General features: G+C 44.9%; 16 protein-coding genes. 8 read left to right on the forward strand and 8 right to left on the reverse strand.

Annotated elements, in window-relative coordinates; translation table 11 throughout:
• Nucleotides 1–283: 283 nt before the first annotated feature.
• The 3 genes from thiI to pomA all read right to left on the reverse strand — a co-directional run bounded on the left by thiI (nt 284) and on the right by pomA (nt 3,615).
• Complete coding sequence (gene thiI / locus AACV32_RS01815; RefSeq protein ID WP_026028972.1) at nt 284–1,732, reverse strand: tRNA uracil 4-sulfurtransferase ThiI; 1,449 nt, start codon at nt 1,730–1,732, stop codon at nt 284–286.
• Between the two features lie 162 nt (nt 1,733–1,894).
• On the reverse strand, nt 1,895–2,839 hold the full coding sequence (locus tag AACV32_RS01820; protein WP_017045578.1) for a flagellar motor protein MotB: 945 nt from the start codon (nt 2,837–2,839) through the stop codon (nt 1,895–1,897).
• A gap of 11 nt (nt 2,840–2,850) precedes the next feature.
• The gene (gene pomA, locus AACV32_RS01825) at nt 2,851–3,615 is read right to left on the reverse strand and encodes a flagellar motor protein PomA (protein WP_017045579.1); all 765 of its coding nucleotides are present in this window, start codon (nt 3,613–3,615) and stop codon (nt 2,851–2,853) included.
• A gap of 344 nt (nt 3,616–3,959) precedes the next feature.
• On the opposite strand from pomA, the gene xseB reads away from it, so the two are divergent.
• The 3 genes from xseB (at nt 3,960) to dxs (ending at nt 7,138) form a co-directional block, all read left to right on the forward strand.
• Nucleotides 3,960–4,202: an exodeoxyribonuclease VII small subunit gene (gene xseB / locus AACV32_RS01830; RefSeq protein WP_010319093.1), complete on the forward strand. Its 243-nt coding sequence runs from the start codon at nt 3,960–3,962 to the stop codon at nt 4,200–4,202.
• Nucleotides 4,203–4,350: 148 nt separating this feature from the next.
• Nucleotides 4,351–5,235, forward strand: a complete 885-nt coding sequence (gene ispA / locus AACV32_RS01835) for a (2E,6E)-farnesyl diphosphate synthase (RefSeq protein WP_013857402.1) — start codon at nt 4,351–4,353, stop codon at nt 5,233–5,235.
• Nucleotides 5,236–5,254: 19 nt separating this feature from the next.
• Nucleotides 5,255–7,138, forward strand: a complete 1,884-nt coding sequence (gene dxs / locus AACV32_RS01840) for a 1-deoxy-D-xylulose-5-phosphate synthase (RefSeq protein ID WP_013857403.1) — start codon at nt 5,255–5,257, stop codon at nt 7,136–7,138.
• Nucleotides 7,139–7,263: 125 nt separating this feature from the next.
• Here dxs and truC read toward each other — a convergent pair whose 3' ends face one another.
• Nucleotides 7,264–7,986, reverse strand: a complete 723-nt coding sequence (gene truC / locus AACV32_RS01845) for a tRNA pseudouridine(65) synthase TruC (protein WP_017045581.1) — start codon at nt 7,984–7,986, stop codon at nt 7,264–7,266.
• A complete protein-coding gene (locus AACV32_RS01850) occupies nt 7,980–8,300 on the reverse strand; it encodes a YqcC family protein (protein ID WP_088721012.1) in 321 nt (106 codons plus the stop codon). The genes truC and AACV32_RS01850 overlap by 7 nt, the downstream gene beginning before the upstream one ends.
• Nucleotides 8,301–8,422: 122 nt before the next feature.
• Here AACV32_RS01850 and AACV32_RS01855 point away from each other — a divergent pair, with 122 nt between their 5' ends.
• Together AACV32_RS01855 and AACV32_RS01860 are read left to right on the forward strand one after the other, a co-directional pair.
• Nucleotides 8,423–9,466, forward strand: coding sequence for a DUF3549 family protein (locus AACV32_RS01855; protein ID WP_026028113.1), 1,044 nt, complete (start codon nt 8,423–8,425; stop codon nt 9,464–9,466).
• Between the two features lie 11 nt (nt 9,467–9,477).
• Nucleotides 9,478–9,777: a DUF3301 domain-containing protein gene (locus AACV32_RS01860; RefSeq protein ID WP_017045584.1), complete on the forward strand. Its 300-nt coding sequence runs from the start codon at nt 9,478–9,480 to the stop codon at nt 9,775–9,777.
• Here AACV32_RS01860 and AACV32_RS01865 read toward each other — a convergent pair.
• Nucleotides 9,737–10,249 carry a GNAT family N-acetyltransferase gene (locus AACV32_RS01865; protein ID WP_013857407.1) on the reverse strand — a complete coding sequence of 171 codons (513 nt, stop codon included), beginning with the start codon at nt 10,247–10,249 and terminating at the stop codon, nt 9,737–9,739. The two genes, AACV32_RS01860 and AACV32_RS01865, sit on opposite strands and share 41 nt — an antisense overlap.
• Before the next feature lie 868 nt (nt 10,250–11,117).
• On the opposite strand from AACV32_RS01865, the gene AACV32_RS01870 reads away from it, so the two are divergent.
• Together AACV32_RS01870 and AACV32_RS01875 are read left to right on the forward strand one after the other, a co-directional pair.
• A complete protein-coding gene (locus AACV32_RS01870; protein ID WP_047688899.1) occupies nt 11,118–11,405 on the forward strand; it encodes a hypothetical protein in 288 nt (95 codons plus the stop codon).
• 7 nt (nt 11,406–11,412) lie between these two features.
• Nucleotides 11,413–11,862: a YaiI/YqxD family protein gene (locus tag AACV32_RS01875; protein ID WP_026027673.1), complete on the forward strand. Its 450-nt coding sequence runs from the start codon at nt 11,413–11,415 to the stop codon at nt 11,860–11,862.
• 51 nt (nt 11,863–11,913) lie between these two features.
• Here AACV32_RS01875 and ykgO read toward each other — a convergent pair whose 3' ends face one another.
• Both ykgO and AACV32_RS01885 read right to left on the reverse strand, forming a co-directional pair.
• Nucleotides 11,914–12,039 (reverse strand): type B 50S ribosomal protein L36, encoded by a 126-nt coding sequence (ykgO, locus tag AACV32_RS01880; RefSeq protein ID WP_010319082.1) that lies wholly within the window; start codon nt 12,037–12,039, stop codon nt 11,914–11,916.
• 3 nt (nt 12,040–12,042) lie between these two features.
• The gene (locus AACV32_RS01885) at nt 12,043–12,297 is read right to left on the reverse strand and encodes a type B 50S ribosomal protein L31 (protein ID WP_010319081.1); all 255 of its coding nucleotides are present in this window, start codon (nt 12,295–12,297) and stop codon (nt 12,043–12,045) included.
• A 121-nt stretch (nt 12,298–12,418) separates the two neighbouring features.
• Between AACV32_RS01885 and tsaA the strand changes: the two genes are divergently transcribed.
• The gene (gene tsaA / locus AACV32_RS01890) at nt 12,419–13,114 is read left to right on the forward strand and encodes a tRNA (N6-threonylcarbamoyladenosine(37)-N6)-methyltransferase TrmO (protein ID WP_017047973.1); all 696 of its coding nucleotides are present in this window, start codon (nt 12,419–12,421) and stop codon (nt 13,112–13,114) included.
• Nucleotides 13,115–13,137 lie beyond the last annotated feature (23 nt).

The raw sequence follows: 13,137 nt of genomic DNA on the forward strand, positions 1-13,137 counted from the left end.
CAACAAGGCCTGAACGGCTTGATTCAGTTATGAATCAATTGGCTTTTGTTGCGATGTTGTGTTTGCAAACTCGTATTTCGAGTGAGGTAGAATTCTACCATCCTGTTTTGTGCAGTTATCCCCTGCACCAAAACATATACTTCCTGTATTTATTGTTTGACCTGTCTGTCAAATTCTTTAGCACCGCCCTTGGGCGGTGTTTTTTTATGTCTGTGATTAAGTCGGAGCCATAAAAAAACCGCTCACGAAAACGTGAGCGGTCGATTCTGTATCGAGATAACGATTAAGGTCGATATACCTTGATGTTGTTAAAGCCTTGCTCTTTCAAATACAGAGCTTGAAGCCGGCTCATCACACCGCGCGCACAATATAAGAGATATGTTTTCGATTGATCCAAATCGCCAAACTGAGTCGATAACTTGTAGAAAGGCAAATGTTTTACTTCCACACCTTCAATCAGCAGTGGCTTGTCATCTTCTTCATCTGGGCTACGAATATCAAGTACCACCGCATCTTTTCCGATAGCGGTCACTTGTTCAACTTCAGGTGCTTGCTCTTGGCTCTCTTTCTCAATATCACGAATATCCATTTGACGAGCGTTGTAAACTACGTGCTCTAGGATTGAGAAATCAAACTTCGCTTCTTCGGCTTCTAATTTCGCTTTCACCGCTTTAACTGTTGGGCTTTTTGAAATAACCCCACAGTATTCTGGCATCGTTTTGGCAAAATCTTCTGTTCCAATCTCGCGCGCCACTTTAATAATCTCTTCTTTGTCCCAGTTGATGAGAGGACGTAAAATTAAAGTATCTGTCACACCATCAATATGACGAAGATTAGTTAGAGTTTGGCTCGAAACTTGACCCAACGCTTCTCCGGTCACTAAAGCTTCAATATTTAACTTATGAGCTATCATGCCTGCGGCGCGCATAAACATACGTTTTAGCACCACACCCATTTGGCCATCGTCTACTTTTTCTAAGATTTCAGCCACCACAGGCTCGAAATCGACCGAGATAAAACGCACTTTGGCTGAAGAACCGTATTTATTCCACAAATAATGGGCCACTTGCTTTACACCAATTTCATGCGCTGGACCGCCTAAATTGAAGAAGCAATAATGCACTTTTGAGCCACGTTTGATGTGTAAATAGCTTGATACACCCGAGTCAAAACCACCAGAAATCAAACTCAATAAATCTTCTTGAGTGCCAAGAGGGAAACCACCTAAGCCTTTATAACGGGCAATCACTTGATTGAGCAATTCATCGGCTATTTCAATATTGATGGTAACGTCCGGGTTTTTAAGTTGAACTTTTGCACTCTCAACTGCTTGGTTTAAACCACCACCAACATAACGCTCAACATCGATTGAGGTAAAATCATGCTTTCCTCGACGCTTAGCACGCACAACAAAAGTTTTTCCTTCGATGTTATTACGGCTGAGCGCTAACACTTGCTCGTAAATGTCATGCATATCCTTAAACTCAGATTGCTGCACTTCGAGCACTTGCTGGATGCCAGGAGTATGAGTCAGAATTTCAAGGACTTCTTGATAGTATTGGTCACTTTGCGCAGCCACTTCAATGTGATCGCGACGGTTAAATACCGCGACTGACTCTGTTCTTCGTTTGATGATATTACGAATATTGGACTCTAAAATTTTTGTGAAGCGCTTGCGTACTGAGTCACTTTTAACAAAAATTTCCGGATGGGGCTTAACAATAAATTTCATAGTTCTATTCGCAATCTGATTGGGTAACGTGGTGAATCAATGGGTCGCATTCTGCTTGCTACTGATACACCGCTAAGGGCGCAGGATTATACACGAGGTGATAACCATAAAAAAGACGAGCCTTAGCGCTCGTCTATGTGTTTTTACATAATCCAACGTAACTTACTGAACGGATGGAACTTCATCACTGTACAGCGGTTCACCTTGCATGATACTGATTTCTACTCGGCGGTTGCGTGAACGTTCACTTTCCGTATCGTTAGAGCCGACTGGGTCGGTATCGGCCATACCACGCACCCTGAGTCGTTGATGAGAAAACCCACGAACCTTTTCCATCTCTTGCGCCACAGAAACCGCTCGTTGAGCCGAAAGATCCCAGTTTGAGCGATACAATTCAGAATCGACACTTTGATTGTCGGTATGGCCAGAAATACGCACAATGCCCGGCACATCTTTAACCAGATCGGCAATTTGACGAACCAATGGACGAAACTTAGGTTGTAGAAATGCAGAACCTTCGGGAAACGCACCTTTTTCACGAATACGGATCACCAATTGCTGACCTAAGTTTTCAACTTCAATAGCGCCTTGTTCGATTTCTCTTGCTAACGCTTTTTTGATGTCCTGTTCAACAATTTCCATCTCCTGCGACATAGATTCTGCTTGCTGTTGTTGCATTTCCGATTCGGTATTTTGATTGCTCTGTGTTGAGGTTTCTGGGGATTGCCCCCCAGTCAATTGCCCTTCATCACGCTGCATACCACCAGAACGGTCAGAATCACCTTCTTGGAAATTTAATGTCTGCTGGGTGATATCAATGGTTTGTTGCATGATGACATCAATTGGTGTCGGTTCAGGACGGCCTGGGCGAAACTCTTGTGCAATGATGCTTGTCCCTTTAGGAATGTCTTTCACTTCCAAACGATTTTGCACACCAAAAGCAAACTTCATCGAGCCTGCTATCTGTTTAAACTTCAGAACGTCCATCTCGGAAAAAGAGAGCAGCAGTACGAAGAAACACATCAACAGCGACATTAAATCGGCAAAGGTTCCCATCCACAACGGCAAGCCGGGAGGTGGGCATTTACAGCCTTCTTCATCATCCATTACAGGCTCCGTTATTCGCTATCAACATCTAAAACACGCTTGCCTTCATTGAGGTAGTTTTTCAGATAACTATCAATGACCCGTGGGTTTTGTCCATCCTGAATAGCCAGAACGCCATCCATGATTAAACGACGGTTAAGCTTTTCTTGGTCTCGGCGCAAAGCAAGTTTGTCTGCAATCGGGAAAAAAATCATGTTCGAGAGAACAGCGCCGTACAAGGTAGTTAATAAGGCAACGGCCATGGCAGGGCCAATTGATTTAGGGTCATCCATGTTAGACAACATGGCAACCAAGCCCACCAAAGTACCGATCATGCCCATCGCTGGCGCTACGTCACCAAAGGCACGAAATACACCAGACCCTTGAGAATGGCGCTCATCGGTCAATACAATGTCTTTTTGCAACGCAGAACGCACCACGTCAGCATCATGGCCATCCACCAGCAAATCGATCCCTTTTTGCATGAAGCTATTAGTAATTTCCATCTCTTCTAACGCAAGAAAGCCGCCTTTACGTGCCGCATCCGCCATTTCCACGATTTTTGCGATCAAATCTTCAGGCTCATCAGCTTTAAACATAAAAGCCTTACCTGCGACTTTGGCTGCACCAAAAAATTGTCCCATCGTGAATTTCATCAAAACAACAAAGGTTGAGCCCCCCACTACGATCAAGATAGATGTGACGTCGAAGAACATCATTAGGCTTCCGCCTAAAATCATCGCCATGATAACGAAAGCGAGGCCTCCGATCAGGCCTATCAGCGTTGCTAAATCCACAAAGCACTCCTCATGCTGCTTACCCGCGATAATGAGTTTAAACTCGTTATCGGCAATAGATTCAAATCTTTAAGTAAATTATTGGATCATACCGAAATTCTCTCTATTCAGTTTATACCTAAACTGAGCAAAGATGCACTGTTGCCAGTACACTGATATGGCCAAGATTCTGAGTCACCGTCACTATTTCAGTAAATATCGGCCTGGTTGCTAAGTATCGTATTATTATTTGTGATAGTGACAGTTCCAAAAGAGGGACTTTTCAGACAAAAATCGTTGGTTAAATTTGACCATCACTACGCCCTAAGGTAACTTTCGTGCATATTTACCAAGATAAAAAGATTATGGCGAGCAAGAAACCTGAAAATATGTCCTTCGAAGCGACAATCGAAGAACTTGATAGCTTAGTGGAACAGCTAGAAAATGGCGATTTAGCCTTAGATGATGCGCTAAAAAAATTCGAGCGCGGAATATCCCTTGCTCGTGCTGGACAAAGTAAGTTAAGTGAAGCGGAGCAGCGAGTCAGTATTTTGCTCAGTGCGAGCGATGACGCGCCACTCTCTGACTTTACTGAACTACCTGAGTAATAGGCACGTATTACTGATACATACTTATTACTGACTCATATTTATCGATCTCATCGCTCGCTATGTGACATGAACCTGTCAATTAAGTCACAGGGAAACGGTCGATCGTAACCTAGTAGATACCACAACTTAGTAGAAAGAGTGCCCTATGATTGAGGCTCTGAGCTCCTATCAGCAAAGAAATATTGACCAATTAAACCTTTGGTTAGGCCGTTTACCGCACCAAAAACAACCGTTGATTGACGCGATGCGCTACGGTTTGTTACTTGGCGGCAAAAGAGCTCGACCTTATTTGGTGTATATCACAGGGCAAATGCTTGGTTGTACGCCAGATGAACTCGATACCCCAGCCTGCGCAATAGAATGTATTCATGCTTATTCATTGATCCACGATGACCTTCCCGCGATGGACGACGATGAATTGCGTCGCGGTAAAGCCACTTGTCACATCGAATTTGACGAAGCCATCGCGATTTTAGCGGGCGATGCCCTGCAAACACTGGCCTTTACTATTTTGGCAGAAGGTCAACTCGCCGAACATGCGCAAGTCAACCGCATTAAGATGGTCCAAATGTTGGCTCAAGCTTCCGGTGCTCAAGGTATGTGTATAGGGCAAGCGTTGGATCTGCAAGCAGAAAATCGTCTGGTCTCAGTGCAGGAATTAGAAGAGATCCATCGCAATAAAACGGGAGCCTTGATGCGTTGTGCAATCCGTTTAGGTGCGCTTGCGGCTGGTGAAAAAGGGCTTGCGGTACTACCACAATTGGATCGCTATGCCGATGCCGTTGGTCTCGCATTCCAAGTTCAAGATGATATTTTGGATATCGTTAGCGATACCGAGACATTAGGTAAACCTCAAGGCTCGGATCAACAACTCAATAAAAGTACCTACCCAGCGCTGCTAGGGTTACAAGGTGCTATTGATAAAGCACAAAGTCTGTTACAGGAAGCTCTTCAAGCCTTGGAAGCAATACCCTACAATACAGAATCACTCGAAGAGTTCGCCCGATACGTCGTCGAGCGCAAGAACTAAACTATAAGCGCGCAAAATTATGACTCTTGATATTTCAAAATACCCAACACTGGCTTTAGCAAATACACCCGATGAACTGCGCAGTCTGCCGAAAGAGGTTCTGCCAACGTTGTGTGATGAATTAAGAAACTACCTTCTCAATTCCGTCAGTCAGTCGAGTGGCCACCTTGCGTCAGGCTTAGGCACGGTTGAATTAACGGTTGCCCTACACTACGTCTATAACACCCCTTTTGATCAGCTGATTTGGGATGTAGGCCACCAAGCTTACCCGCACAAAATATTAACTGGTCGCCGCGAGCAAATGTCGACCATTCGTCAAAAAGATGGTCTTCACCCTTTTCCTTGGCGTGAAGAAAGTGAATATGACACGCTCTCTGTCGGCCACTCGTCCACCTCAATCAGTGCCGCCTTAGGGATGGCGATCAGTGCAGGTAAAGAAGGGAAAAATCGCAAAGTGGTGGGCGTGATTGGTGATGGTGCTATCACCGCAGGCATGGCCTTTGAAGCAATGAACCATGCTGGCGACGTTCATCCGGATATGTTAGTCGTGCTCAACGACAACGAAATGTCGATCTCTGAAAACGTGGGCGCACTGAATAACCATTTAGCGCAACTGCTTTCCGGTAGCCTTTATACCTCGATCCGTGAAGGTGGCAAAAAAGTGCTCTCTGGCATACCGCCTATCAAAGAGCTGGTACGCCGCACAGAAGAGCACTTGAAAGGCATGGTCGTACCCGGCACCTTGTTTGAAGAGCTTGGATTTAACTATATCGGCCCAGTAGATGGCCATGATGTGATTGAACTTATCAAGACATTACGCAACATGCGCGAGCTCAAAGGCCCGCAGTTTTTGCACATCATGACCAAAAAAGGCAAAGGTTATGAGCCCGCCGAAAAAGATCCGATTGGTTACCATGGCGTTCCTAAATTTGACCCGAGCCACACTAGCCTGCCAAAAAGCAGCAATGCTAAACCTACTTTTTCTAAAATCTTTGGCGATTTTTTATGCGATATGGCCGCGCAAGATCCAAAATTAATGGCGATTACACCCGCGATGCGCGAAGGCTCTGGCATGGTTCGCTTTTCAAAAGAGTTCCCACAACAATATTTTGATGTGGCGATTGCTGAGCAACATGCCGTCACCCTTGCGACAGGTATGGCGATTGCGGGAGATCATCCGATAGTGGCGATCTACTCAACCTTTTTACAACGGGGTTATGATCAACTGATCCACGATGTTGCCATCATGAATTTACCGGTTATGTTTGCCATTGACCGTGCAGGGTTAGTCGGAGCTGATGGCCAAACTCACCAAGGTGCGTTTGATTTAAGCTTCATGCGCTGCATTCCCAACATGGTGATCATGGCACCCGCCGATGAAAATGAGTGCCGACAAATGCTCTATACCGGCCATAAACACACAGGGCCAAGCGCCGTGCGTTATCCTCGTGGCAATGGCATGGGAGTCGAAATCCAAACCCAATTTAGTGCGTTAGAGATTGGTAAAGGACGCATTATGCGCCAATGTGACACGGCTATCGCGAATGAAAAAATCGCGATCCTCAACTTTGGCACTTTCCTACCAAACGCGCTTGAAGCAGCCGATAAGCTAAATGCAACAGTGGCTGACATGCGATTTGTTAAGCCCCTTGATGAAACACTCATTCGCCAACTGGCTGCGCAACATGATGTGCTAGTGACCTTGGAAGAGAATGCGATTGCAGGTGGTGCGGGTGCTGGTGTCATTGAATTGATGATGAAAGAGAAAATCCTAAAACCGGTACTCAATCTAGGTTTGCCTGATCAATTCATCGCTCAAGGCACACAAGAAGAGCTGCATGCAGAATTAGGTTTAGATGCCAAAGGAATCGAGCGTTCCATTCAAGAATATTTAGCAAAGTAGCGAGCGTTTTATAAGCTGTCGGTTTTATGAACTGAAGGTTTTTATGAACCGAATAGCTCGATAAGCTACACCACTTTCAGTTACATCCCAATACTCAAAACCCTCGCATCGCGAGGGTTTTGTTTTTATATCGGCTGGCTCCACTCAAACTGAGTAAACAGCCTTTGCCATACCTCATCAAAACCAGCTTTAAGCACTAATGCTTGGCCAGTAAACGGATGAGTAAAACGTAATTCAGAGGCATGGAGCATCAGACGCTGCGCGTCATAATGATCGCGAAATAGGCGGTTGTGCTTGCCATCACCATGAGTGGTATCACCAATAATCGGATGACTCAAATGGTGCATATGACGACGCAACTGATGTTTACGGCCCGTTTGCGGCTTCATTTCCACCAAACAGTAGCGGCTGGTTGGGAAACGCCCGGTTGAATACGGCACTTCTACTGTCGCTAATGGTTGATAAGCGGTGATCGCTTCTTGGGCTTCTTTATCTTGTTTGGCAAACTTATCGGCAATTTTATCTAACTCGATTTTGAGTGGGTAATCAAGCACATCCCCTTGTTCAATCCAACCACGCACAATCGCATGGTACGTTTTTTCCATTTGATGGTTGGCAAACATCGGCATCATTTGCGCCGCCACTTCACTGGAGAGCGCAAACACGAGCACGCCAGAAGTTGGCCTATCTAATCGATGTAGGGGAAACACATGCTGGCCAATTTGATCGCGCAGCGTTTGCATCACAAATTGCGTTTCGTGTTTATCTAGCCATGAGCGATGCACCAGCATTCCTGCGGGTTTATTCACGGCGACCAAATCATCGTCCTGATACAGAATCTCTAACATGGTTGGCTTACCTCATCAATCAAACGTAGCAGCGGAATCACCTCAGCCAATTCCGCTTGATGTTGCCATGCCTCTTCAAAATAGGGAGTGAGCGAAAACCCTTGAGGAAGCTCTGCTTGCTGCTCAATTGCCAATAACATTTTGGGGATGAAAATCCACTGCAGCCACTGCTCCGGAGTGAGGGTATCGATGGAGAAAGGCTCTGTGCTCATCAATGCGCTTTCGCTTGGTGGCTGAGATTGCCAGCACTGAGTATTGCGTAGCTGAGTTTCTAATTGCTTCAACAGGTGGGTAAGTTCTGTGCTTACTGTCATTATTCACCAAGTTAATTTGCTAAGTGACCTTGAAAATGGGCTATAGAGTACCATTTATTGTTCAAAGAGAGTTATTGATCAAAAATAGTTATTCAAGAACACAAGTTAAGGCCACTTTATCCATGGATACCATTCATACGCTTAGCCAATTGCTCACCAATAGTGGTAGCCAATATCGGATCTTTGATTTAGGAAGACGCATCTGCCCGATTGAAAATACACACTTTTCTCAAGTAGAAAAAGGTCAACAACCGTATCCCTATCCATTGCAGCGTCATGCTCATCTTGCCATCGCGTATTGGAACCAAGCCCAACAACCTTGGATCTGGTTTCTTAAATTCTCTTTGGATGAACGCGGCCTACTCAAACAAGCTGAGATAGGTAACTTCATCAAGTTTGTACTTGAAGCGATGGGGTCACGTTTGCATCAAGACCTCAGCGATGAGCAGCAACAAAAGCTTGCCAATAATCCTTATACCTTTAAACCGAGCGACGACAAAATGGCGGTATTCCACAGCCAAATACGCGCCCAGTTGAACCTACCATCAAGCCAATATTATGAGCATGCACAACACTATTTTAGTGGGGATTTAGGCTGGGAAAACTGGCAGACGGTCGGCTTACAAGGCATTACTGATATTTGTGCTCGTTTAAGCAAAGAACAAAATAGCGTGTTATTAAGGAAAGCATTAAACCACCTCCCCGCTCAGCCTTTGTATGCCCTGCTGGGGGCGCTCGAACATAGTGCACCGTTGAATGATAAGTTGGCGCTGCGTTTGCAAGAGATGGCAATGTTGCACATCGAAAGCCACGAACCTGATCTGTTCTTACTCTCTGCCTTAGTACGAGCCTTATCAGGTGCGAATAATGCACTCACCGCGACCTTGGTTGAACGTATTCTGCAAAGCCCACGCTTGAGCCATCAAGAGATATTAATTGCCATTGCAGGGCGCTCGTGGCATGTATTGTCTAACCCATTGCTTGCCGAAACGTTTTTATTACGCTTGGCGCAAACAGGCAATCAAACCCTCTTTAACCAGCTCTTTGCTGATTTAGTGATGCTGCCAGAACTGCGAATGGTACTGCTGCCACTGCTGCATTCTAGCCCTTCGATCGAATTAGCCGATGCCTTAATTCGCTTACAGCAAGCGACCAAAACTCAATAACTGGAATGTTTATGCTAGGCGATCTATTGGCTATTTTATTACTCAGTTTGGGCTGCTTTCTTTTCTGGCAACAGCGTCGCCAAGCCGAATTAGCAAAAGCGGCGATCAGTCGAAAATGCGAACAACTCGACTTACAGCTGATCAGCGTTGCTTTTGGACGCCACAAATTCAAAACGCCAGAAGGACTCTGGCGTTGGCATACCGTTTATTGGTTTGAGTTTTCTGCACTAGGTGACGACTGCTACCAAGGTGAATTACAAATGATAGGCTTTAGGCCATCTGCTTTTCATTTGCCGCCTCATCGTATGTAAACTCAAATTCCCAATAAGGGCCAAAAACATCTTCTTTCTCACCCAACAGCTCAAAGCCGAGTTTTTTGAGTACCGCAATAGAGGCATGGTGGCCAATATTAGCAGTGGCTGTAATTTTTTGTCGTTGCAATTGGTAGGCCGCTTTAGGTAAAAAAGCCTTCAATGCCTCAGTTGCAATGCCTTTGCCCCAATACAATTTATCAAACAGAAAACCGAGTTCTGCTCGCTCTTCGTCAAGTTCAATGAACAAATGCCCCATGTATTCGCGGTTATAATTATCTAACACCGCCATTGCGTACAAATGAGGATCATGAAGCACTCGTTGAAAAAGCTGTTTTGCTGAAGCGACCGTTTTAGGGCCATTCATCTGTGCCCGATTTTTGGCGCAACAATTGAGCATCAAAAAATCAGACTCTAACGAATCGGTGTAAGGGAGAAGAAGTGTTCTTCTTGTTACGGTTGTCACGTACAATCCTTGTTAGCCGCAAAATAATACCGAAAGACTCAACTAGGCTCAGGGCAATACGCCTTAGCCCAGATAAAATCTGGTACTCTATTTTTGCAAAGAAGCCGAAAATTAAACCAACCGAACGATGAGGTAATTGATCTAGATTGTTTTTTTGTTGTTATTATTTTGCTGCACTTATCATATGAACTTTTTTTGAAGCAACAACACGCTAAAGCCAGAATGCAAGTAATAAGAAAAGCCTCAACACGCATGTGTCGAGGCTTAAAGTCTTACTCGCAGCAGTCCAGCTACTAAATTGTGTGCTCCATGCATCATCCATAATAGTGGCCAATTCTTCGGCTCATCCTGCATCGCCATCCTAGCGGTGTCCAAACTTTCCATGGTACTAACACTCCGGTCAATACTCATCACTTGTTCCTTGAGCGGTGTCCATAACATCATCCTGATGTTGTCCTGCCTTATCCACAAGGTGTCCATCGCCAATCCATGCAGCTCGCATCCTGCCAACTGTTGTATCCTTACGCTGTCCTAGCATCCTGCGTGGTTATTCTTCGTGAACAACCTTGTCTTCTTCCTGAAGAGACCAAACCCTGGTGCTTTGTAATTCCTTGTCAGAATCCTTCCGACAGGGTCCAATTTACTCGTTTGGCTTTAAGAAACAATCACCTAAAAATATCATTTTAAAAAAAACAACCTAAAGAAATAGATATATTAATTAAAAACAAATGGTTATAAAAAAATCACCACCAAACACTGCGCTAAACACTGTGATTTCTTACAAACAATGTGCGAGATCTCTTACAACACTTCGCCACTTTTGCTCTTGGTAAATAAAAGGTAAGATCACAGCAACTCACAAAAAGGACAACCTATGCTCACAAAAGATGTCACTCAAGAACTAGAAAACATCTTGACTCTCTTACAACAACAGGGAAAGGAACCGAGTGTGGCCTTAGTAAAGTCACGTCTTAGCACCTCAGTGCCAATGCCGGCCTTGATTGCAACCATCAAAAGTTGGAAAAATGCACACCGAGTTCCCAAAGTAGAAGTGAGCGTTAGTACGGAAAATAGCGCGAGCAAGGTAGCCGAACTTGAAACGCAACTAGCCGCTTTGTCAGCCCGAGTAGCAGCCCTAGAGGCACAACTAACCGAGAAGTAATTGAATGATGAAAATTTGGGTGGACGCCGATGCATGTCCGAAAGTAATTCGTGAAACCATTGTCCGCGCAGCCGAAAGGACGGGCGTTGAATGTACTTTTGTGGCCAATCATGTCGTTCCGATTCCGCAACGATCCAACATTCGTTCACTGCAAGTCCCCAGTGGTTTTGATGTTGCCGATAACGAAATCGTCAAACGGGTAGAAGTGGGCGATTTGGTAATTACTTCCGATATTCCGCTGGCCGATGAAGTGATAACCAAAGGTGGCTTGGCGCTCAATTCTCGTGGTGAGCTGTATACCAAAGAGACCATCAAGGCACGCCTCAATATTCGAGATTTTATGGACACAATGCGATCAAGCGGTATCCAAACTGGCGGACCAAGTGCGCTTTCTCAAACAGAACGGCGCGAATTTGCCAACCATTTGGATCGCATTTTGGCTAAAGCGAACAAATAACCACGTTTTGACGGTTGGACAATCACTAGCCTGTCCAACCGTTTCTCTTCATTAGCGCTGAACCGCCTTAAATCTTGGATTGGTTTTACAAATTACATATAAACGACCGCGTCTTTTGACGATTTGACAATCTGGATGACGTGATTTTGCGCTTTTTAATGAACTTAATACTTTCATAGTTTACTCCTTACCAAACTGAGCAAAGCGACGATTGAAATTCGCCACTCGTCCTTCTTTTTGAACAACTCGCTGCTTACCGGTGTAATACGGATGCGATTCAGACGACACATCTAAGGTGAAATAAGGATAGGTGTTGCCATCTTCCCACTCGATCGTCCGATCAGTTTTTAGCGTTGAACCCACAATAAAATACTTATCCACACTGGTGTCGTGGAAAACCACTTTTTGGTATGGCGGATGAATTCCGTCTTTCATCAATTTCCCCTTACTTAAATTGTTATGTTATAACATGCCAATTAATAATCATTACCAAGAAGAAAAGCAAGCTTAAATGTGATATTTTTCTCAACCAACGTGAAAAAAGACGGATACGGATATGCACACCATTGCTCCGATTGGCACTATTGAAACGCCTTATAAAGAAAAATTTGCCGTTCCTCGCCAACCTCGCTTAGTGGCGAGCGCAAGCGCGAGAGTCAAGCTCATCGGTCACGCTAATTGCTTAGAGTCGGTACGAGGTATCGAACAATTTAGCCATGTCTGGTTACTTTTTCTGTTTGACCAAAACCTCGATGCAGGTTGGAAACCGACGGTGCGCCCACCGCGCTTAGGCGGAAATGAACGGATCGGCGTATTTGCTTCACGGGCCACGTTTCGACCTAACGGCATCGGTATGTCTGCCGTTGAATTGAAAGGCGTCACTCAGCAAGGTGATCAGGTTTATTTGGAACTAGGCAGCGTAGATTTAGTCGATAACACACCGATCATTGACATCAAACCCTATATTCCCTATTCCGATTCGATAGCCACAGCCAGCGGTGGCTATGCCGAGAGCGAGCCCGACAAGATCGCAGTGACCTTTAGCCAAGCGGCGTTAACGGTACTGAATGCGCGGGCAGATCACGATATAGTTAAAGCCGTCATTGAGCAAGTGCTGGCTCAAGACCCTCGCCCAGCCTATAAAAAACACAAAATCGATCATAAAGAATATGCGGTAAATCTGTTCGATCTGAACGTAAAATTCACTATCGCAAACAACTTAGTCTCAGTAACCGCAATAGAACGCTTTTGACAAAGCCGATTGGCTGATATTAT

The sequence above is a fragment of the Vibrio sp. B7 genome, from assembly GCF_963888765.1.
Taxonomy (GTDB): domain Bacteria; phylum Pseudomonadota; class Gammaproteobacteria; order Enterobacterales; family Vibrionaceae; genus Vibrio; species Vibrio anguillarum.

Bases quoted from the DNA above. Each gene is read 5' to 3' on its own strand.
- thiI (WP_026028972.1), bottom strand. From the start codon at position 1,732: ATGAAATTTATTGTTAAGCCCCATCCGGAAATTTTTGTTAAAAGTGAC.
- AACV32_RS01860 (WP_017045584.1), top strand. From the start codon at position 9,478: ATGCTAGGCGATCTATTGGCTATTTTATTACTCAGTTTGGGCTGCTTT.
- AACV32_RS01850 (WP_088721012.1), bottom strand. From the start codon at position 8,300: ATGACAGTAAGCACAGAACTTACCCACCTGTTGAAGCAATTAGAAACT.
- xseB (WP_010319093.1), top strand. From the start codon at position 3,960: ATGGCGAGCAAGAAACCTGAAAATATGTCCTTCGAAGCGACAATCGAA.
- AACV32_RS01855 (WP_026028113.1), top strand. From the start codon at position 8,423: ATGGATACCATTCATACGCTTAGCCAATTGCTCACCAATAGTGGTAGC.
- ispA (WP_013857402.1), top strand. From the start codon at position 4,351: ATGATTGAGGCTCTGAGCTCCTATCAGCAAAGAAATATTGACCAATTA.
- tsaA (WP_017047973.1), top strand. From the start codon at position 12,419: ATGCACACCATTGCTCCGATTGGCACTATTGAAACGCCTTATAAAGAA.
- dxs (WP_013857403.1), top strand. From the start codon at position 5,255: ATGACTCTTGATATTTCAAAATACCCAACACTGGCTTTAGCAAATACA.
- truC (WP_017045581.1), bottom strand. From the start codon at position 7,986: ATGTTAGAGATTCTGTATCAGGACGATGATTTGGTCGCCGTGAATAAA.
- AACV32_RS01870 (WP_047688899.1), top strand. From the start codon at position 11,118: ATGCTCACAAAAGATGTCACTCAAGAACTAGAAAACATCTTGACTCTC.
- AACV32_RS01875 (WP_026027673.1), top strand. From the start codon at position 11,413: ATGAAAATTTGGGTGGACGCCGATGCATGTCCGAAAGTAATTCGTGAA.
- AACV32_RS01885 (WP_010319081.1), bottom strand. From the start codon at position 12,297: ATGAAAGACGGAATTCATCCGCCATACCAAAAAGTGGTTTTCCACGAC.
- ykgO (WP_010319082.1), bottom strand. From the start codon at position 12,039: ATGAAAGTATTAAGTTCATTAAAAAGCGCAAAATCACGTCATCCAGAT.
- AACV32_RS01820 (WP_017045578.1), bottom strand. From the start codon at position 2,839: ATGGATGATGAAGAAGGCTGTAAATGCCCACCTCCCGGCTTGCCGTTG.